Annotated in this window: 18 protein-coding genes; 9 read left to right on the top strand and 9 right to left on the bottom strand. The window is 73.1% G+C overall.

Features of this window, described 5'->3' with window-relative positions; all coding sequences use genetic code 11:
• Positions 1 to 18: 18 nt before the first annotated feature.
• Together KME79_RS32235 and KME79_RS32230 are read right to left on the bottom strand one after the other, a co-directional pair.
• Complete coding sequence (locus tag KME79_RS32235; RefSeq protein ID WP_219548547.1) at positions 19 to 1,638, bottom strand: RecQ family ATP-dependent DNA helicase; 1,620 nt, start codon at positions 1,636 to 1,638, stop codon at positions 19 to 21.
• A gap of 48 nt (positions 1,639 to 1,686) precedes the next feature.
• Positions 1,687 to 2,385: a polysaccharide deacetylase family protein gene (locus tag KME79_RS32230; protein WP_219548545.1), complete on the bottom strand. Its 699-nt coding sequence runs from the start codon at positions 2,383 to 2,385 to the stop codon at positions 1,687 to 1,689.
• A gap of 108 nt (positions 2,386 to 2,493) precedes the next feature.
• Here KME79_RS32230 and KME79_RS32225 point away from each other — a divergent pair, with 108 nt between their 5' ends.
• Positions 2,494 to 4,407, top strand: a complete 1,914-nt coding sequence (locus KME79_RS32225) for a heparinase II/III family protein (protein WP_219548543.1) — start codon at positions 2,494 to 2,496, stop codon at positions 4,405 to 4,407.
• Positions 4,404 to 5,525 carry a substrate-binding domain-containing protein gene (locus tag KME79_RS32220; RefSeq protein WP_148033297.1) on the top strand — a complete coding sequence of 374 codons (1,122 nt, stop codon included), beginning with the start codon at positions 4,404 to 4,406 and terminating at the stop codon, positions 5,523 to 5,525. The genes KME79_RS32225 and KME79_RS32220 overlap by 4 nt, the downstream gene beginning before the upstream one ends.
• A gap of 11 nt (positions 5,526 to 5,536) precedes the next feature.
• On the opposite strand, the gene KME79_RS32215 is transcribed toward KME79_RS32220, so the two are convergent.
• Positions 5,537 to 7,411, bottom strand: a complete 1,875-nt coding sequence (locus tag KME79_RS32215; RefSeq protein WP_219548541.1) for a DUF2264 domain-containing protein — start codon at positions 7,409 to 7,411, stop codon at positions 5,537 to 5,539.
• A gap of 362 nt (positions 7,412 to 7,773) precedes the next feature.
• Here KME79_RS32215 and KME79_RS32210 point away from each other — a divergent pair, with 362 nt between their 5' ends.
• The 7 genes from KME79_RS32210 to KME79_RS32180 all read left to right on the top strand — a co-directional run bounded on the left by KME79_RS32210 (position 7,774) and on the right by KME79_RS32180 (position 13,996).
• On the top strand, positions 7,774 to 8,664 hold the full coding sequence (locus KME79_RS32210; protein WP_246640779.1) for a hydroxyacid dehydrogenase: 891 nt from the start codon (positions 7,774 to 7,776) through the stop codon (positions 8,662 to 8,664).
• Positions 8,665 to 8,693: 29 nt separating this feature from the next.
• Complete coding sequence (locus KME79_RS32205; protein WP_219548539.1) at positions 8,694 to 9,998, top strand: ABC transporter substrate-binding protein; 1,305 nt, start codon at positions 8,694 to 8,696, stop codon at positions 9,996 to 9,998.
• Positions 9,999 to 10,088: 90 nt separating this feature from the next.
• A complete protein-coding gene (locus KME79_RS32200; protein WP_219548537.1) occupies positions 10,089 to 11,012 on the top strand; it encodes a carbohydrate ABC transporter permease in 924 nt (307 codons plus the stop codon).
• Positions 11,012 to 11,902, top strand: a complete 891-nt coding sequence (locus KME79_RS32195) for a carbohydrate ABC transporter permease (RefSeq protein WP_219548535.1) — start codon at positions 11,012 to 11,014, stop codon at positions 11,900 to 11,902. The genes KME79_RS32200 and KME79_RS32195 overlap by 1 nt, the downstream gene beginning before the upstream one ends.
• 5 nt (positions 11,903 to 11,907) lie before the next feature.
• Positions 11,908 to 12,588: a hypothetical protein gene (locus KME79_RS32190; RefSeq protein ID WP_219548533.1), complete on the top strand. Its 681-nt coding sequence runs from the start codon at positions 11,908 to 11,910 to the stop codon at positions 12,586 to 12,588.
• A gap of 99 nt (positions 12,589 to 12,687) precedes the next feature.
• Positions 12,688 to 13,524: a glycerophosphodiester phosphodiesterase gene (locus KME79_RS32185; protein WP_219548531.1), complete on the top strand. Its 837-nt coding sequence runs from the start codon at positions 12,688 to 12,690 to the stop codon at positions 13,522 to 13,524.
• A 16-nt stretch (positions 13,525 to 13,540) separates the two neighbouring features.
• Positions 13,541 to 13,996 carry a hypothetical protein gene (locus KME79_RS32180; protein WP_148033304.1) on the top strand — a complete coding sequence of 152 codons (456 nt, stop codon included), beginning with the start codon at positions 13,541 to 13,543 and terminating at the stop codon, positions 13,994 to 13,996.
• Positions 13,997 to 14,009: 13 nt separating this feature from the next.
• Here KME79_RS32180 and KME79_RS32175 read toward each other — a convergent pair whose 3' ends face one another.
• The 6 genes from KME79_RS32175 to KME79_RS32150 all read right to left on the bottom strand — a co-directional run bounded on the left by KME79_RS32175 (position 14,010) and on the right by KME79_RS32150 (position 19,762).
• Positions 14,010 to 14,669: an adenylate kinase family protein gene (locus tag KME79_RS32175; protein ID WP_148033305.1), complete on the bottom strand. Its 660-nt coding sequence runs from the start codon at positions 14,667 to 14,669 to the stop codon at positions 14,010 to 14,012.
• A gap of 61 nt (positions 14,670 to 14,730) precedes the next feature.
• Positions 14,731 to 15,780, bottom strand: a complete 1,050-nt coding sequence (locus KME79_RS32170) for a LacI family DNA-binding transcriptional regulator (protein WP_246640787.1) — start codon at positions 15,778 to 15,780, stop codon at positions 14,731 to 14,733.
• On the bottom strand, positions 15,773 to 16,525 hold the full coding sequence (locus KME79_RS32165) for a cupin domain-containing protein (RefSeq protein WP_219548527.1): 753 nt from the start codon (positions 16,523 to 16,525) through the stop codon (positions 15,773 to 15,775). Before KME79_RS32165 ends, KME79_RS32170 begins: the two co-directional genes overlap by 8 nt.
• A complete protein-coding gene (locus KME79_RS32160) occupies positions 16,522 to 17,496 on the bottom strand; it encodes a DUF6807 domain-containing protein (RefSeq protein ID WP_219548525.1) in 975 nt (324 codons plus the stop codon). Before KME79_RS32160 ends, KME79_RS32165 begins: the two co-directional genes overlap by 4 nt.
• Positions 17,493 to 18,593, bottom strand: a complete 1,101-nt coding sequence (locus KME79_RS32155) for a Gfo/Idh/MocA family protein (RefSeq protein WP_219548523.1) — start codon at positions 18,591 to 18,593, stop codon at positions 17,493 to 17,495. Before KME79_RS32155 ends, KME79_RS32160 begins: the two co-directional genes overlap by 4 nt.
• A gap of 149 nt (positions 18,594 to 18,742) precedes the next feature.
• Entirely contained in the window at positions 18,743 to 19,762 is a 1,020-nt protein-coding gene (locus KME79_RS32150; RefSeq protein WP_219548521.1) for a LacI family DNA-binding transcriptional regulator, read from the bottom strand.
• Positions 19,763 to 19,987 lie beyond the last annotated feature (225 nt).

Below are 19,987 nucleotides of genomic sequence, written 5' to 3'. Positions count from 1 at the left end.
ACCGGGCGGGATGCCCGGTCACCCGGCCTCGCGCAGCAGGCCCTCCTCTGTGACGGCCGACAGCAGCAGCTCGCGGTAGCCGCCCTCGTGGAACAGCACGGTCAGCCGGTCCTCCTCACGGCGGATGACCTCGCCCGGCCCCCACTCGACGTGCTCGACGCGGGCGTGCATCGGGAACCGGACGTCGCCGGCCGGCTCCGGGTCGGACGCGGTGCCGGCCAGGCAGGTGTCGCAGGCGCCGCACGGGCCGGGCAGCCGCTCGCCGAAGTAGCCGAGCAGGAAGCCGCGGCGGCAGTCGCGGGTCTCGGCGTAACGGCGCATCATCTCCAGCCGGGTGCGCTCCACCTCCCGGTGCCGCTCGGCGACCTCGCGAGCGGCCCGTGCCGCCTCCTCCGGGGCGGGCGCGTCCTCGGCGGCGGCGACGGAGCGGGTGCCGAGCCGGACCGCGCCCGCCTTTTCCAGCAGGTTCAGCAGCGACGTGACGCGGCGCGCGGTGATGCCGAGCCGTTCGCGCAGATGCTTGCGGTCGGTCCGCCCGCCCTCCTCGCCGATGGCGCGGGCGACCACGGCCAGCGCCTCCTCGTCCGGCAGCCCGCCGGTGAAGAACCGCTGCATCCCCAGATCCTCCGCCCGGTAGAAGAGCACCGCCGCGGCGGGCTCGCCGTCCCGGCCCGCCCTGCCGATCTCCTGGTAGTACGAGTCCAGCGAGCCGGGCACCTGGGCGTGCACCACGAACCGGACGTCCGGCTTGTCGATGCCCATGCCGAACGCGTTGGTGGCCACCACCACGTCGAGTTCCCCGGCCATGAACGCCTCCTGGACGGCGTCGCGGTCGGCCCGCCGCATCCCGGCGTGGTAGGCGGCCGCCCGCACGCCCCGCTCGCCCAGCCGTCCGGCCAGCTCGGCGGCCCGCTTGCGGGTGGCGGTGTAGACGAGTCCGGGCTTGGCCAGCGCCTCGACGGCCTCGGCCACGTCCTCGCCGTCGCCGGTGGTCCCCCGTACCTCCAGGCTGATGTTGGGGCGGTCGAAGCCGCACACCACCTCCAGCGGGTCGCGCATGCGGAGCCGTTCGACGATCTCGGCCCGCACCGGGGGCGCGGCCGTCGCGGTCAGCGCGGCCACGACGGGCCGGCCGAGAGCGTCGGCGACGGCGCCCAGCCGCAGGTAGTCGGGCCGGAAGTCGTGGCCCCAGGCCGAGACGCAGTGGGCCTCGTCCACCACCAGCAGGGACGGCTTCGCCGCGGCCAGCTCGCGCACCACGTCGGGCCTGGCGAGCTGCTCGGGCGCGCAGAACAGGAACTCGGTCTCGCCCGCGCGCAGCGACTCGAACGACGACTCACGCTCGCCCTTCGAGGTGCCGGCGTCCAGCCTGACCGCCTGCTCGTCACGCTCGCGCAGCGCCTCCACCTGGTCGCGCTGGAGCGCGATCAGCGGCGACACCACCAGCGTCGGCCCGTCCAGCAGCAGCGCGGGGACCTGGTAGACGGCCGACTTGCCGCCTCCCGTCGGCATGACCACGAGCGTGTCGCGGCCCTCCGCCAGCGCCGCCATCGCCTCGGGCTGGCCTGGCCGCAGCTCGTCCAGCCCGAGAGCCTCCCTGGCCACCTGTTCCACCCGCCGCTCGGCGCTCGTCCCCATCCGGCCTCCCGTCCGCGAAGGCTCTCCTCTGCCCCTCGGTCCCGGTTTTCACTCCTGGCCGAGCAGTTCGGCCACGGTCACGAACCGGTACCCGTCGGCCCGCAGCCCGGAGACGACGCCGCCGATGGCCTCGCGGGTCCGGGCGCCGCTCTCGTACCAGGGATGGAGCAGCACGATCGAGCCCGGCCGCACCTGCTCGCGGACCTCGGCCACGATCCGCTCCGCGCTGGGGGTGCGGCCCGAGTCGGGCTCGACGTCCCACATCACCGTGACCCGCTCCCGTTCGGCCAGGTAGAGAGGGAGCGCGAGCAGCTTCTTGCCGGTGGGCGGCCGGAACGGGATGTCGCCGCGCTGCCCGGCGGCGCGGATGAGCGCGTCGGTCGGCTCCACCTCTTCGGCCACGGTCGAGCCGGACACGAACACCATCCTGCGGTGCGTGAACGTGTGGTTGCCGAGCTGGTGGCCGGCCCGCACCAGCGCGGCCGCGTGCCCGGGGCGGGCGCGCAGCTCCGATCCGACGACGAAGAACGTGGCACGCACCCGCTCCTTCGCGAGCACGTCGATGATCTCCCGCGTGTGCTCGTCGGGACCGTCGTCGAAGGTGAGCGCGACGACCTTCTCCGCCGTCTCCACCCGGTCGACCAGCTTCCCCGCGAGCTGGAACGTGCGTGCGTTGACCAGCTCGTAGCAGCCCCACGCGGCTACGAGGACGAGCGCCGCCACGGCGGCCCACAGTTTTCTTTTCATGATCCAGAGGAGTGTAAGGGTTCGATCACTTGCTCCATGGAGGTTCGCGGGTGAATCATCTTCGATCAGGTTCGATCGGTACTATGAGGTGGCTCCCGAGGAGGGACTATGACGAACACGGCGACCGGCCCGCCCCTCCGGGCCGCGGAGACCGCCCGTCCCGGCCCACTGCTCAGCCTCTGGGGAGCGGCCGCCTCTCCGGGCGCGCTGGCCCGCGTCCTGCTGGATCCCGGCCGCGCGCTGCCCGCCCCCGACCTGGCGGGCGAGCCGGCGCGGCGGGCGCTGGAGCCGGTGCGCGAGCGGGCGGAGGCCGAGCGCGGCTCTCCGTGGCCGCAACCGCTCGCCTCGCAGTACGCGCGCTACTTCCAGGACGGCGACCGCACGGTCTACGAGCGCAACGTGTTCGAACGCCAGGACCGGCTGACCCGGGCCGTGCTCATGGCGGCGGCCACCGGCGACGACGGGTGGCTGGCCGAGGCCGCCGACGGGATCGTGCTGCTGTGCGAGCAGAGCTCGTGGTGCTGGCCGGCGCACGAGGAGTCCTGCCGGCCGCGCGGCGCCGTGCTGCCGGACCCGGCCGCCCCCTGCCTCGACCTCGGCGCCGGCGACGTGGCCGCCCAGCTCGCCTGGGCCGACCAGGCGATCGGCGAGCGGCTGGACGAGCGCTTCCCCGGCGTGCGCGAGCGGGTGCGCGCCGAGGTGCGGGCGCGGGTGCTGGAGCCGTTCACCCGGCGGCGCGACTGGCACTGGCTCGGACTCGACGGTCAGGTCCACAACTGGTGCCCGTGGATCTGCGGCAACGTGCTGGTCGCCGCGCTGCGCCTGGCCGAGCCGGGCGAAGAGCGGGCGCTGCAGGTCGCGCTGGCCGTCGAGGGCGTCGACCGCTATCTGGCGGCGCTGCCTCCCGACGGGTCGGTGGACGAGGGCTACGAATACTGGTGGAACGGCGCCTGCCGCGCGCTGGAGGCGCTCGACGTGCTGGCGCACGCCACCTCGGGGGTGCTCGACGCGGCCGGGGCGCCGGTGGTCCGCGCGACCGTGCGCTTCCCGTACCTGATGCATCTGGGCGGCGGGTGGTACGTGAACGTCGCCGACGCCCGCGCGCGGCCGCCCGCCGGCCAGCCCTGGGACGTGCTCCACCGGTGGGCGCGGCGGGTCGGCGATCCCGACGGCGTCCGTCACGCCGCCGCCCAGCGCGCCGCCGCCGTCTCCCCCGCCGCCGAGCTGGGGCGGGTCATGACCGCGCTGGGCGACCCGGCGTGGCTGGAGGCCGAGGCCGCCGGGCCGCCGCTGGTCGCCTCCGCGTGGCTGCCGGGCACCCAGGTGGGCGTCGCGCGCGCGGCCGGCGGCACCGACCGGGGGCTCGCGCTCGTGGTCAAGGGCGGGCACAACGCGGAGAACCACAACCACAACGACGTCGGCTCCGTGATCGTGGCCGTCGACGGGGTGCCGGCCGTGGTCGACGCGGGGCGGCCCACGTACACGGCGCGGACGTTCGGGCCCGACCGCTACGCGATCTGGACGATGCGCGGTGACTGGCACAACGTGCCCGAGGTCCGCGGCACGCCGCAGCGTGCGGGCGCGTCCTACCGGGCCAGGGACGTCGAGGTGGCCGACGAGCCCGGCCTCTTCCGGGTACGGCTGGACCTCGCGGCCGCCTACCCGGTCGGCGGGCTGGAGCGGTGGTGGCGGACGGCGCTCCTCGACCGGTCGTCCGGCGAGGTGACGATCGAGGACGCCTGGCGCTTCACCGGCGACGGGGAGCCGAGCGCGCTGCGGTTCCTGCTGGCCGGCGAGGTGCGGCAGGACAGGCCCGGGGAGGTGGAGGTGCGGCCGCCCGGCGGCGGGCGGGCCGCGGTCCTCACGTGGGACCCGGAGCGGGCGGCCGGTTCGCTGACCGTGCGCGAGCTGGACGACCCGATGCTCACCTCGGTGTGGGGCGACCGGCTGACCCGGCTGGAGCTGGCCCTGCCCGGCACCGCCGAAGGGTCGGTCCTGGTGCGGGTGGGGGTGCGGGGATGACCGGGACCGGTTCGCCGGCGCCGCTGCCGGACGAGCGCCGCGCCCAGGTGGTCGAGCTGCTGCGGCAGCGCGGCGTGGTGCGCGTCACCGACCTGGCCGAGGAGCTGGACGTCTCCGCCATCACCATCCGCCGCGACATCGCGCTGCTCGCCTCCCAGGGGGTGATCCGGCGGGTGCGCGGCGGGGCCGTGCTGCACGGCGGCGCGCTCGTCGGCGAGCCGGAAGGGGCCGCGCCGCCGCAGCCCGTCCCCGAGGAGAACGGCGGCGAGGCGCGGCGGCTCACGATCGGGATGGTCGTGCCGTCGCTCGACTACTACTGGCCCGACGTGATCCGCGGCGTCCGGCAGGCCGCGGCGGCGGCCGGGGCCAGGATCGTCCTGCGCGGCGCCTCCTACCAGGCGGCCGACGAGCGGCGGCAGCTGTCGTGGCTGGTGGAGTTCGTAGGCGTGGACGGGCTGCTCGTCGCGCCCACGACCACCGGCGACGACGGCGAGGAGCTGGTGCGGTGGCTGCGCCAGGCGCCCGTCCCGGTCGTGCTCGTCGAACGCGCCGCCACCATCGGTCCCTACCAGGAGGCCATGGAGTCCGTCGTCAGCGACCACGCGCTCGGGGCCGCGATGGCCGTGCGCCACCTGGCCGCGCTCGGGCACCGCCGGATCGGCGTCATCACCACCGAGCAGAGCCCGACGGCGCCGCACGTGCGGCGCGGGTGGCGGCAGGCGAGCGAGGAGCTCGGCCTGGAGGGCGCCCCCGACCTGACCGTGGTCGACCGGCGCGACCCCGGCTGGACGGCGGCCCTGGACCAGATCCTCGACGCCTGCCTCGCCACGGGCACCACGGCGCTGCTCGTCCATCCGGATCCGGAGGCGATCGGCCTGGTCGAGCGCTGCCAGGAACGCGGCCTGCGGGTGCCAGGAGACCTGGGGGTGGTCACGTACGACGACGAGGTGGCCGAGCTGTGCGACCCGCCGCTGTCGGCGGTGCGTCCGCCGAAGGCGGCCATCGGGCGCGCGGCGTTCGCGCTGCTGGCGGCCCGCCTGGCCGACCGGGACCCGCACCGCCCGGCCCACCGCGTGGTCGTCGAGCCCCGGCTGATCGTGCGTTCCTCCTCCGCCTGACCGCCGTCCCGTCAGCGGAGGAGGGCGGGAAGGTCGAGGGTGTCGGTGACGCCGTCCGGCCAGGTGATGCGGGCGGTGGTGGCGGTCCAGGCGATCTCGGGGGCCGGGGAGGCGGCCGTGCCGAGGTGGACGCCGGCGACGTACCAGCGGCCGGGCTCGGCGGCGGCGGTGGTGCCGCACCAGGGGATGAAGGTCTCCGGGGACAGCGGGGTGGCGTCCTCGGCGCGGGTGACGTCCGCCAGGTCGAGGCCGGGGCCGGGGACGATCAGGGAGTCGGAGGCCGACGAGACCGGCCAGCCGCCGATCCGCAGAGGGGACGAGCAGGGGGCGGCCACCTGGACGAGCCGGACCTCCCAGGGGCCGCGCAGCGCGGACACGACTGTGAGCGTCGGGCCGGGGGTGACGGCGCCGGCGCGGCCCGAGCCGTGGTCGGGGGCGTCCAGGCCGGGCTCGACCCAGTGGGCCCGCCAGCGGGAGGCGCCGAGCGCGGTGCCGGTGGGGAGGGTGTCGGCGAGGAGGGCGTCGAAGCCGGTGCGGTGGCTGGGCCGGCCCGACGGGTCGAGGAGGGTGACCGACTGGTCGAGCGGGTCGGCGGCGTGCGGGCCGGCCAGGACGGGCGAGGTGGCGGTGGAGTAACCCAGGCGGGCGTAGAGCGGGGAGTCGGACAGCTGGTCGCCGGGCAGCGCGTGGTCGGTGCCGTGGTTGACGACGCGGACGACCCCGTCGGCGCGGGTGCCGGAGACCAGCCAGCCGGGTGACCGGATCGCGAGCTGGAAGTCGCCCTCCTCCACCGGCAGCGGCTCCTCGACGGCGGTCCACACGGGGTGGTCGGCGGGCAGCGCCAGGCCGTACAGGCCCTTGGCGGCCCAGTAGGGCGAGCCGGTGCCGGAGTAGGACTGCGCGATCGACCGCCACGGGCCGTGCCAGCCGAGCGTCAGCAGGCCGTCGTCATCGGGGGCGCCGCGCTCGGCGAAGTGGCGGACGATGCCGGAGGCGGCGCGGCGCAGCAGGCCGGGCGACCCGACCCCGGCCCTGGCGCCCGCCCAGAACGGGGCGGCGGCGGCGAACCGGTAGGTGAGGCTGCGGCCCTGGATGAGCGGCGACCCGTCGGCGCCGACGAGGTGGACGGCGTCGCGCAGGAAGCGCTCCAGCCTGGACAGGTAGGCGGGGCGGCGGGTGTCGGCGGCCGGGTCGCCGGCGGCCATCTCGGTCCACAGCAGCGGGTAGAAGTGCAGCGCCCAGCCGACGTAGTGGTCGTAGGCGCGCTTGTCGCCGTCGGCGTACCAGCCCTGCTCGCGGGCGAACCCGTCGGTGAGCGCGAGCCCGGCCTCGATGTCGGAGGGAGAGCACGGCCCGCCGACGGAGGCGAGGAACTGCTCGACCACGATCTGGAACCACACCCAGTTGATCGGCGGATACCAGGACCCGATCGCCGGGGCCAGATAGGCGACCACCCGCTCCCGGACGCCCTCGTCGAGCCGGTCCCACAGCCACGGCCTGGTCAGGTGGAGCACCAGCGCGATGGAGGCGGCCTCGACCTTGGCCTGGTCGTGCTCGTCCAGCCGCACCCACCGCTCGGGAGAGCCCGGGTCGGTGCCGGCGGCCAGGCCGCGCGCGTACCACTCCAGGTGGCCGTGCGGGTCGCGGCCGCCCTCGCCGGCCACCCGGAACCCGGCGGCCAGGAACGTGCGCGCGAAGCCTTCCAGCCCGTCCACGTCGGGGCCGTAGCCGCCCGGCTCGCCGGGGAAGGAGATCCGCGCGTGCGAGGGGGACGCGTGGCGCCGCGCCGACAGCAGGAGATGGTCGGCCAGCGCCGCCCAGTGGTCGCGGGTCCAGCCGGTGTGGGGCGAGAGTTTCCGGTCGTCCAGCTCCCGCAGCCAGCGCATCGGGCCTCCCCAGTCAGCGATGAGTTCAGGCGATGCTGGCATCACCGAGCGAACACGTCAAGCAAAGACTGATCAAAAGCGCTCACTTCGATCAGCCTTCACGCCGAAATGCGCCGCCAATCCTGACCTTGACGATCGATAACGATCGTATAGCGCCCTAAAGAGATCTTGACGTGATTGAAATGATCGGACATGATCAGCGACACTGGTAAGCGCTTGCTGCCGAAAGGATCCGGGTGAGAGACCGTCGTCGACCACAGGCCCTGCTGGTCATGGATCCTGCGCACTTCGGGGTGCAGTTTCAGGAGCCGCAGTTACGACGGTTGCACGAACTCGTCGAACTCACCGATCCTATCTCGACCATGAACTTCGACGACCCGCTCGTACGGCGCAGGCTGCGCGAGGTCGAGGTGCTCGTCACCTCGTGGGGCTGCCCCCCGCTGACGAAGGAGCTGCTGGCCGGTGCGCCGGAGCTCCGGGCGATCTTCCATTGCGCGGGCACGGTACGCTCCTTCGTCACCGACGAGGTATGGCGGCGCGGGATACTCGTGACCAACGCCGCCGACGAGAACGCGATACCGGTCGCCGAGTTCACCCTCGCCGCGATCATCTTCGCGGGCAAGAAGGCCCCGTTCCTGGCCCACGACGCGCGCAAACATCGCGACGACTGGTCCTACGCGGCCGGGCGCGGCGAGCTGTCCAACCGCGGGCGCACGATCGGTGTCGTCGGCTTCTCGCGGGTGGGCCGCAGGGTCACCGAAAGGCTGCGCGGCCTGGAGGTCGACATCCTGGTGGCCGACCCGTACGCCGACCCGGCCGAGGTGCGCGCGGCCGGCGGCAGGCTGGTCGAGCTGCCCGACCTGCTGCGGCGCTGCGACGTGCTCACCCTGCACGTGCCCGCGCTGCCCGAGACGCGTCACCTGATCGGGGCGGCGGAGCTCGCCCTGCTGAGGGACGGCGCGACCGTCATCAACACGGCGCGTGGGTCCGTGCTCGACACCGCCGCTCTGGAGAGCGAGTGCGTGACGGGGCGGCTCGACGCGATCCTCGACGTGACCGACCCGGAGCCGCTGCCCGCCGACTCGCCGTTGTACGACCTGCACAACGTCATGATCACCCCCCACGTCGCCGGATCTCTGGGATCAGAGACCCGGCGGATGAGTGAGAGCGCCCTCGACGAGCTCGAACGCTACCTGTCCGGCCTGCCGCCACGGGCGCCGGTCACAGCCGACGAGATCAGCGTGAGCGCCTGAGCCCGGCTTCATGGAAGGAGACCGGATCAATGATCCCTTCGAACCCCCCCAAGGCCAGAGTGCGCCGCCATCTTGTGAAGACCGCGGGAGTGGCCGCCGCGCTCGCCCTCGCGGTCGCCGCGTGCGGTGGCGGCGGCTCCGGTGAGACCGCCGAAGGCGGCGGGAGCACCACCCTCACGATCACCGTGTGGAACCTCGCCAAGACGCCGGAGTTCACCGCCCTGTTCGACGCCTTCGAGAAGGCGAACCCCGGGGTCACGGTGAAGCCGGCCGACATTCTCGCGGACGACTATCCCGAGAAGGTCACCACGATGCTGGCCGGTGGCGACAAGACCGATGTGATCACCATGAAGAACGTGACGGACTACTCGCGCTACTCCGCCCGCGGGCAGCTCCTCGACATCACGGACATGGTCAAGTCGACCGACACCTCCAAGCTCGCCGGCCTGGACGCCTTCAACGTCAACGACAGCTACTTCGCGCTGCCGTACCGCCAGGACTTCTGGCTGCTCTACTACAACAAGGCCATGTTCGACAAGGCGAACATCAAGCTCGACGGCCCCATCACCTGGGACGACTACGCCAAGTACGCCCAGCAGCTCAGCCAGGGCGACGGCAACCAGAAGGTCTACGGCACCTACCACCACACCTGGCGGTCGGTGATCCAGGCGATCTCGGCGGCCCAGACCGGCGGCGACCAGCTCAGCGGCGACTACAACTTCTTCGCCGACCAGTACAACATGGCGCTGGGGCTGCAGAAGGGCGGCAACGCGCTGGACTTCGGCACCGCGACGGCCCAGCAGGCCGACTACCGGACCATGTTCGAGACCGCCGCGACGGCCATGATGCCCATGGGCACCTGGTACATCTCCGGCATCCTCGAGGCCAAGGAGAAGGGCGAGAGCCAGGTCGACTGGGCGCTGGCCCCGATGCCGCAGCGGCCGGGCGCCACCGACGTCACCACGTTCGGCTCGCCGACGGCGTTCGCGGTGAACAAGCGGAGCGAGAACGCCGACCTGGCCAGGAAGTTCGTCCAGTTCGCCGCGAGCAAGGCCGGCGCGGAGGCGATCACCAAGGTGGGCGTGGTGCCCGCGCTGCAGGACCCGGCGATCACCGAGGCGTACTTCGGCCTCAAGGGCATGCCGGCCGACGACCTGTCGAAGAAGGCGTTCGAGCCGGACAAGGTCGTGCTGGAGATGCCGGTGAGCGACAAGACCTCCGACGTCGACACCATCCTCAACGAGGAGCACCAGCTGATCATGGTCGGCGACAAGTCGGTGACCGAGGGGATCAAGTCGATGAGCGACCGCGTCAAGAGCGAAGTCCTCAACTAAGGGACGCCGTGGCGGGCGCAGGGGGGCGCCCGCCGCTCCCGCATCAGGTTCGCGAGGAGTCTTTCGCGAAAGGATTCACAGAGGGACACCATGGCGCACGTAATGACGCACCCGGCGCCGGGCGGATCGCAGACGCCCCGCCGCCGGCGGGCCTGGCGCGACACCCTGATCGGGTGGAGCTTCATCCTGCCGAACTTCCTGGGTTTCGCCCTGTTCACGCTCGTCCCGGTGCTCGCCGCGTTCGCGCTGGCGTTCATGGAATGGGACTCCGCCAACGACCCCGAGTGGGTGGGGCTGGAGAACTTCGCGCGGCTGTGGAACGACGAGAACTTCCACGTGGCGCTCCGCAACACCATCTACTACTCGGCCGGACACATCCCGCTGACCCTCGCCGCCGCCCTCGGGCTGGCCATGGCGCTGAACCGCAGGCTGCGCGGCGTCGAGTTCTTCCGCACCGCGGCGTTCTTCCCGTACGTCACCTCGCTGGTCGCGGTGGCCGTGGTCTGGAACATGCTGTTCAACCCCACGGCGGGGCCGGTCAACCTGTTCCTGGAGGCGATCGGCGTCCAGGACCCGCCGCGCTGGGTCGCGAGCACCGACTGGGCGATGCCCGCGGTCATCGCCACCAGCGTGTGGCGTGACATGGGCTACTACATGGTGCTCTATCTGGCCGGTCTGCAGACGATCCCCAAGGAGTACTACGAGGCCGCCATGGTCGACGGGGCCAACGCCTGGCAGCGGTTCTGGCGCATCACGATCCCGTCGCTGCGGCCGACCACGTTCTTCGTGCTGGTCATGCTGACCATCCAGAGCTTCAAGGTGCTCGACCTGATCGTGGTCATGACCGACGGCGGGCCGGGCCGCAGCACGCTGGTGCTGGCCCAGCTCATCTTCCGGGAGGGCATCAGGGAGGGCGAGTTCGGCTACTCCTCGGCGATCGCGCTGGTGCTGTTCCTCCTGGTGTTCACCGTGACCGTCGTCCAGTTCCGCATCAACGAACGGAGGAGCTCCTGATGACCACGCTGCGCGAGGCTCCCCCGGCCGCCGGCCCCGGCCCGAGCCAGGCCGGCCCGCCGCCGCGCGGGCCCCGGATCTTCCGCAGGACGCTGGCGTACGTGTCGCTCGTCGCGGTGACGCTGCTGGTGCTGCTGCCGCTCGGGTGGATGGTCACCTCGTCGCTGAAGCGGAACAACGAGGTCTTCACGATCCCCATCGAGTGGATCCCGCGGGAGTTCCGCTGGTCGAACTACGTGGAGATCTGGGAGCAGATCCCGATGGCGACCTACCTGGGCAACTCGCTCTACCTGTCGGTCGTCATCACGTTCCTTCAGGTGCTGACCGGCAGCTTCGCCGCCTACGGCTTCTCCAAGGTGAGCTTCCCCTGCCGGGACGGGCTCTTCCTGGCCTACATCGCCACGATCGCGGTGCCGTGGCAGGCCTACATGGTGCCGCAGTACATCATGATGCAGCGGGCCGACCTGATCAACACGCACCTGTCGATCATCCTGCTGCAGGCGTTCGGCGCGTTCGGCGTCTTCCTGATGCGGCAGTACTACATGTCGATCCCGGACGAGCTGTGCCAGGCCGCGCGGATCGACGGGCTCAGCGAGTACGGCATCTACCGGCGGATCATCCTGCCGCTCTCCAAGCCGGCGCTGGCGAGCCTGGCCCTGCTCACGTTCGTCAGCACCTGGAACGACTACATGGGGCCGTTCATCTACCTGACGAGCAACGAGCTGTGGACCGTGCAGCTCGGCCTGCGCTCCTTCGTCGGGCAGTACCAGGCCGACTACGCCATGATCATGACGGGCGCGGTGCTGTCGGTGCTGCCGGTCATGGTCATCTTCCTGTTCGGGCAGCGCTACTTCATCCAGGGCATCGCGACGAGCGGGCTGAAGGGATGAGCGCGGTGCGCCTTGATCGGACCAGCCTGCTGCGTCCGGCTCGGCAGGAGACGTACGAGAAGGTCTTCGGCACCGTCTACGTCGGGCTGATGACGAACGTGCTGCTGGCGCTGTCGTGCGCGCCGCTGCTGGCCGCGCTGGCGCTGGTGCGCGACCCGCTGCTGTCGTGGCCGTTCTTCGCGGTGCTGTCGGCGGTGTGCGCGCCGGCGCTGGCGGGCGCGTTCCGGTGCTTCGCCCTGCTGGACGACGGCTCGACGGCGGTGCTGCGCGCCTTCTGGTCCGGCTACCGGCGGGCCGCGACGCGCGCGCTGGCCGCGTGGCTGGCGGGCACGGTAGCGGTGAGCGTGCTCGCGCTCGACGCGGTGGTGGTCGCCGGCACCTCGTGGGGTGCGGCCCTGGTGCCGTTCTTCGCCACCGGGGCCGCGCTGGTCGTGGCCGTGACGGTGGCGGTGCTGGTGGTGGTGGCGGAGTCGCCGCGCCGGGTGCGCGAGCTGGTGCGGCCGTGCCTGTACCTGGTGGCCCGCCGCTGGTACCTGACGGCGCCGACGCTCGCGGTGCTCGCGCTCGCGGTCGCGGTGGTGCTGCTCAAGCCGGTGCTCGGCCTGCTGCTGGCGCTCGCGCCCCTGCTGTACGTGGTCTGGGCCACGATGAGGTACGTGGTGCGGTCGCTCTTGACGGAGAGCTGATCCGCAAGGTCCATCGGACGTCCACTTCCGCGTCAACACTTCGTCATGACGGCACGTCAGGTTCGGTGCGTAGGCGACTCCCCGCTATCGAGGAGACCCATGTCCCGAAGCACACGCACCGTCCTCATGACCGTCCTGGTGGCCCTGGCCATGGTCACCAGCCTGGTCACCAGCCCGTTCACCGTCCCGGCCGGGGCCGCGCCGCCCGCCGGGGTCTCCAACGTCGCCCACCGCGGGGCCTCCGCCTACGCTCCCGAGAACACGATCGGCGCTCTCAAGCTGGCTGCCCGGCAGGGCGCCGACATGTTCGAGCTCGACGTCCAGGAGACCAAGGACCGCGCGCTGATCCTCATGCACGACACCACGCTCACCCGCACCACCGACGTGGAATCCGTGTTCCCCGACCGGTCGCCGTGGCGGGTGGGCGACTTCACCCTGGCCGAGATCCGCCGGCTGGACGCCGGCTCGTGGTTCGGTCCCTCGTTCGCGGGCACGCGGGTGCCGACCCTCCGGCAGGCGCTGAAGGCGATGAACCGCACCGGCCTCGGCCTGCTGCTGGAGATCAAGGCCCCGGAGCTCTATCCCGGCATCGAGCGCCGCACGGTGCTGGAGCTGCGCCGCTCGTGGCCGGGCCCGGTGGTGGTGGAGTCGTTCGACTGGGACTCGATGCGGACCTTCCACCGGCTGATGCCGGACGTGCCGGTCGGCCTGCTCGGCACGCCCACGGCAGACGAGCTGGCGGGGCTCGCCGAGTTCGCCGGCCAGGTCAACCCGCCGTACCGGGACCTCACCCCCGGCTACGTGGAGGCGGTCCAGGAGCTCGGCATGCAGGTCTTCACCTGGACGGTGGACGACCCGGAGATCATGCGGCGGCTCGTCTCGTACCGGGTGGACGGCATCATCACCAACCGGCCGGACGTGCTGGCGGGCCTCTAGCGGGTAGCGCCAGGACATGGCAGATCAGCACGTCAGCGGAGATCCCGACCCCGCGCACCGGCGGCCGCCGGGCGTGACCGACGAGGTCGTCGAGGCGCTCGGCCTGTTCAGCGAGGCCCTGGAGAAGATCCACCGGGCGCGTGGCCACCTCTACGCCTTCCACCAGCTCACCGGCGGCGCCGACAACGCCCTCGACGAGGTGGCCGAGCTGCTGCGCGGCGCCGGGCACGGCGAGCTGGCCGGGCGGATCGAACGGGAGCTGATCGGGCTGAACGTGCTGGAAGGCCGGTGGACGTTCCAGGTCGTCGAGGAGTACGACGCCGGCTACTACGCGACGTTCCAGCGGCTGGAGGCGGAGGCCCGCGACCGGCTGGTGGGCGGGCGCACGCACGTCTACGAGGCCGAGATGAAGGCCCGCCGCCGCACCCGCGGCCTCCCGGGGCACGAGAGCGCGCCCGGCGCGGCCACCTGATGACGTTCCCGGCTCAGGTCCTCGAACCGGCGCGGTAGGCGGGCAGCCCGAGGCGGTCCCTGATCGTCTGCTGGACCGTCGCCTGGTCGTCGCGCGCGTCGACCACCACCACGTACTCCTTACGGCGGAACAGGTCGATCACCGGGTCGGTCTTGCCGTGGTAGTCGCGCAGCCGCCTGGCCAGGGCCTCCGGCGTGTCGTCGGCTCGGGTGACCAGCTCGCCGCCGCACACGTCGCACCGGCCCTCGGTCTCGGGGCGGTGCGCGATGAGGTTGTAGTCCATGCCGCAGCGCGAGCACAGGCGGCGGGCCAGCACCCGGCGGCGCACCTCGTCGTCCGGCAGGTCGAGCAGGATGACGCCGTCGATGTCGTAGCTCTCCAGGAAGAACTCGGTCTGCCGCCGGTTGCGCGGGAAGCCGTCGACGACGAAGCCGAAGTTCCAGTCGTGCTGCTGGAGCCGCTCGCGCACGACGTCCTCCACCAGGTCGTCGCCGACCAGCTCACCGGCCGCGACGAGGCGGCGGACCTGGGCGCCGATCTTGGTGTGGTTCTTGACGTGCCAGCGGAAGATGTTGCCCACGTTGATGTGCACGAGGTCGAGATCGTCGCAGAGCATCGCCGCCTGCGTCCCCTTACCGCTCCCCTGCACCCCCATGATCACGAATTTCCGCATGTCTGCCTTTCTGCCACCGTCAGGGCACCGTACCCAATTTCTCGCAGCACGGCCGGAGACGTCAGCGGGTCCGGGGGCGTAACGGGGTGCTCTCGCGGAGCAGCACCGTCGTCGAGGTCTGCACGCTCACCGGCCCCGGGTCGTCCGACAGGGCGACCCGCATCGCGGTGAGCCCCACCTCGCGCAGCGGCACGGCCACGGTGGTGAGCGCGGGCGTCACGTCCACGGCGGAGTCGATGTCGTCGAAACCCGCGACGCCGATGTCCCTGCCGGGGACGAGGCCGGCGTCGCGGAAGGCGGACATGGCGCCGATCGCCATCACGTCGGTGACGGCGAAGACCACCTCCACCCCGTCCAGGCCGCGCTCGGCGAGGCGGCGCGCGGCCTCGTAGCCGCCGGCGCGGGTGAACTCGGTCTCGACCACGAACCGGTCCTCGACGGCCAGGCCCAGCTCGCGCAGTCCCGCCAGGAAGCCGGCGCACCGGTCACGCGAGGTGCGCACGGTGACGGGCGCGCGGAACAGCGCGAACCGCCGGTAACCGGCCGCCGCCAGCGCGCGGGCGAGCTGGTACGCGCCGCCCGCGTTGTCGATGGTCACCGTGTCGAACGGCAGGTCGCGCTGGCTGATCATGACGACCCGGCCGCCGGCGGACCGGTACGCCTCCAGCTCGCCGGAGAGCGCGGCCCTGGTCGCGGCGCCGTCGATGCGGCTGCCCGCGACGGCGATCAGGCGGGGGCGCTGGCCGCGCAGCGTGCGGATGATCTCCAGCTCGCGTTCGGGTGAACGGCCGGCCACCGCCATGGTGACGATCAGCCCGGCCGCCTCCGCGGCCTCGGTGACGCCGGCGGCGATGGCGGAGAAGTACGGGTCGGCCACGTCGCCCACGACCAGGGCCGCGGTCCTGGTCTGGCCCCTGGCGATGGCCTGCGCCGACAGGTGCGGCCGGTAGTTGAGCTTGGCCGCGGCGGCCCGGACCCGGGAGGCGTTCTCGGTGCGGACGTTGCGCGCGCTGCCGTTGAGCGCGCGGGACGCGGTGGCGACGGAGACCCCCGCCTCCCGCGCCACGTCATGCAGGGTCACCGCGCCCGGCCCCTCGGCCCCGTCAGGCATCACGGCCGGACGCCGGGCGCGCGGAGGGAGAGACGGGGGCGTGGACGATGGGGCGGGTGACGTCGTGGGCGCGCAGGTGGCCGCACATGCCCCAGCGTTCCTGCGGCGGCGCCTCCAGGAGCATGGCGTGCCGCAGGTGGATGCCGTCGCCGCGGCCGAGGGCGTCGAGCACCTCGGCGGTGTCGCGGGTCCCCGCGGCGACCGTGGTCTCCCAGATGCGCCGCCACCCCGCGACCTTGGGCCGGACCAGGGCGACGGCGCTGTCGTAGAAGCGCAGCAGCGGCCCGTAGTCGCCCGCGCGGGCGCTCTCGGCCAGCCGGAGGAACCCCTCGACGGCGAGGTCACGCCGCCGCGCCACGGCCGCTTCCTCCCCGCCAGCGGGCAGCCCGGCCGCCTCCTGGTAGGCGTCCCGGTCGGACACCACCTCCGGCGGGAACGTCATGACGGCGTCGCCCGCCTCGGGCAGCCCGGCGTTCTGCATGACGACGACCACCTCCAGGCCGCCCCGGTTGACGGCCCGGTGGATGGTGCCCGGCGTGAACCACACGGTCGTCCCCGCGGTCAGCTCCGTTTCGCGCAGGCCGTTCATGTCGAGCGTCTGCAGCGCGCCGCGCCCGCCGGTGACGACGTAGGCCTCGGTGGAGGCGGTGTGCAAGTGAGGGGTGCCGCCTTCGAGCCCGTCGGCGCACGCGCCGGTGTAGACCGACAACCGGGAGACGGAGGTGCCGCCGGGGAACGCCGTCATGCGACGGCCCCGCCCGGCGGCGCCAAGGCGGCGGACACGTCGGCCGGCACGTCGGCCGGCACGTCGGCCAGCACCGCGCGGCCCCGCTCGGCCAGCAGCGCGCTGCCCTCGTCGCCCCGGTCTCCGTCGGCGATCACGACCGCGTACCGGAAGCCGAGCGTGCGGCCGTGCTCCACCCGCAGTTCCTCGTCGAAGAACGGCGCCGGGCACAGGCAGGCGAACATCTCGCTGCGGGCGAACCACCGCGGCGGGTGCTGAGGGTTGGCCGCGTCGTCCACCATGACGATCGTGGACCAGCCGCCGGTCTCGTCGTGACGCCCGCGGAAGCCGAACCACTCGGCCCGCGTCCCCCGCAGCTCGTCGCCGCCCGCCCCGGACGGCGACTGGATGATCCCGCCGGTGAACGAGCGCGGGCCGCGCCAGAACAGCCCGCCGTAACCGGCGTTCTCGCGTCCCTTGGTGGTCGGGGAGCCGAAGTCGAGCGGCCCGCCTGACACGTTCGTCATGGCCGTACCGAACACCAGCGCCCAGGCCGTCTCGTCCAGCACGGTGGCCGTGAGCGAGCGCCGCTCCTCGATCACCGGCCGCCCCTCCTGGGAGATCCAGTCGAGCCGGTGCGCCAGGCCGGCGCGCCCGCCGTCCGCGCCGAGCGCGGTCATCTCGCGGTGCACGGCGCTGCCGTTGTTGTCGAGCTGTACGTAGCCGCGCCCGCGTTCGTACGTGGGCCCGCCCCAGAAGTTGTGCTCGCCCACGTGCGGCAGCGACCAGGCGATGCCCTTGTGCCAGACGTGGTCGTGCGGCCGGTAGAGCGAGACCACGTCGCCGCCCAGGGTGCGCACCGGGTGCAGGTAGGGCTTGGGCGACTCCAGGACGGGCGTGTCGGGACGGTAGACGTAGGCGAACAGCTCGACGTCCCCGGCCGTGACGGCGACGGACCGGCCCAGCGTGTGGACGGCCTGGAGGGTGGTCATCCGTCCGTTCCTTCCCAGGGGGCGCCGGTGCCGTCCATGCGCCGGGCGAACGGGCTGCCGGGGCCGACCTGCCCGCGCGTGATCCGCTCGCCGGTGAAGGCGGAGGCGTACAGGGCGGCCACGAACTCCATCGTCACGCGGGCGTCCGCCAGCGTGACCGGCGGCGCCTCGTCCCGGTCGAGCGCGTCGAGCACCGCCGCGAGCTGGCCGTGGTGGCCGCTGGAATCGGCGCTGCGGCCCTCGGCCGACCAGCGCTTGGCCACGTCCTCGCAGCCGGGGGCGGGGGTGACGCTCCAGTCGGCGTCGGTGTAGCCGTACAGGTGCTCCAGCTCGACGGTGGCGCGCTCGAAGTCGAAGCGGAGCACGGACGTCTCGCGCGGCGACAGCACCGAGTTGACCACCGAGGCGACCGCGCCGCTCTCGAACGTGACCATGGCCATCGACACGTCCTCGGTCTCGGTGTCGCGCGCCTGGCGGACGGCCAGGCCGCTGACCTCGCGCCACGGGCCGAGCACCGAGAACAGCAGGTCGAACTGGTGGATGCCGTGGCCCATGGTGGGGCCGCCGCCTTCCGAGGCCCAGGTGCCGCGCCAGGGGACCTCGAAGTAGGCGTCGCCGCGGTACCACTGGGTCAGGCAGGTGGCGAGCAGCGGGCGGCCCAGTTCGCCGCCGGCCAGCATGCGGCGCAGCCGGGCCGCGCCGGGGCCGAAGCGGTGCTGGAAGACGGTCGCCATGTGGGCCGTCGAGCGGCTCTCGGCCTCGGCGAGCGTGTCGAGCTCCGCCAGGGAGAGGGTGGGCGGCTTCTCGACGAGCACCGTGACGCCCGCTTCGAGGCATTCGAGCGCGAGCGGGGCGTGCAGGAGGGGCGGGGTGCAGAGGTGGACCAGATCGACCCGCTCCTCGCGGAGCAGCTCGGTCAGAGTCGTGAAGGTGCGGGGAACCTGCCAGGTGGCGGCGAAGGTCTCGGCCCTGCCGAGGTCGACGTCGACGGCCGCGACGAGGCGGGCCCGCCCGCCGGACCCGGCGACGGCCTGTGCGTGGGCGGTGGCGATCCCGCCGGTGCCGACGATCGCGGACCGGTAGCTGCGTTGAGACATGTGACCCTTCGGGGGCGTGGGGGCGCGCGCCGGGAAAACGCATTCCGCAGTCTGCCTTTCCCGGACTTCACCGTCAAGGGGCTTTCAGCCGGACGGCGACGCCCGCCTCGGGGCGGGTGGAAGCCTCGGCGGGGAACGGTTCCCGCGGGTCAGGGGCGGGTGGTTCCGCGGATGACGAGAGTGCCCTGGACCGTCAGGTGTTCGGGTTCGGGGGTCTCCCTGAGCGCCAGGCGGATGGCTTCGGCGCCGACGTGGGCCAGCGGGAGCGCGACCGTCGTCAGCCTCGGCGTCACGTCCTCCGCGAGCTGGATGTCGTCGATGCCCGCCACCGACACCTCGGCGGGGACGGGCACCCCGGCCTCGCGGAGGGCCGCCAGGGCGCCGATCGCGAGGACGTCGCTGACCGCCGCGACCGCATCCGGCGGCCCGCTCCTGATCAGCCGCCGGACCGCCGCGTACCCGCCGTCCCTGCCGGCCTCGCAGGGCACGACGCGCACCTGGCGGGCGGGCACCCCGCCCCGGCGCAGGCCCTCGGCGCAGCCCGCGACCCGGGCTGCGAAGTTCGCCCGGTCCTCGGGGCCGGCCAGGATCGCCACCCGCCGGTGGCCGGTCATGGCCAGGTGGGTCCCCATCACCCGGCCCGCGCCGTGGTCGTCGAAGGCGATCGAGTCGAACGCCCGGTCCGTCACGCCGACGATCACCACCCGTCCGCCCGCTCGCTCGTACGCGCGCAACTCGTCCGTCAGGCGGTCGCCGAGCGCGTTCGCGCGGAACCGGGAGGAGGTCAGCACGAGCGCGCGCGGCCGCAGCGCGCGCAGCAGGCGCACCGTTTCGAGCTGCCGCTCCAGGGCGCCGTGGGTGGCGGAGACGGTCACGAACACGCCGGTCATCCTGGCCTGGCGCTCCATCGCGGACACGACGACGCCCATGGCGGGGGTGGTCAGGTCGTCGGTGACGAGGGTGATGGCCTCGCTCCCCCGCCGCATGGCGCGCGCCGCCGCGTCGGCGGTGTAGCGCAGGGCCTCCGCCGCGGCCAGGACACGCCGCTCGTACTCAGGGGCGACGGCGCGCGAGCTGCCGCCCAGCACCCGTGACGCGGTCGCCACCGAGACCCCGGCGGCCGCCGCCACGTCGCGCAGCGTGACCGTACGTCTCGCCGCGTGAGGCATTCGGCCGGCTCCCTTCTTCCGCGACGCCGACTCACGGCGGCGCGGCCGGAGCCGACGCCCATGCGGGCCGGCTCTTCCGCGACGCCGACTCACGAGGGTAAGGGATGCGCCGCGGCTCCGAAACTTTCGGAGCCGGGAGGGAACGCCGAAGGCCCGGACGCGCGCGCCCGGGCCCTTCACGGTGAGACGATCACTCGTACGACCGCCCCGGCTCACGTCCGGTGC

Source organism: Nonomuraea harbinensis (assembly GCF_019396385.1).
GTDB lineage: Bacteria > Actinomycetota > Actinomycetes > Streptosporangiales > Streptosporangiaceae > Nonomuraea > Nonomuraea ferruginea.
The sequence above is the reverse complement of the archived record's forward strand: the minus strand, read 5'-3'. Positions and strand labels throughout refer to the sequence as shown.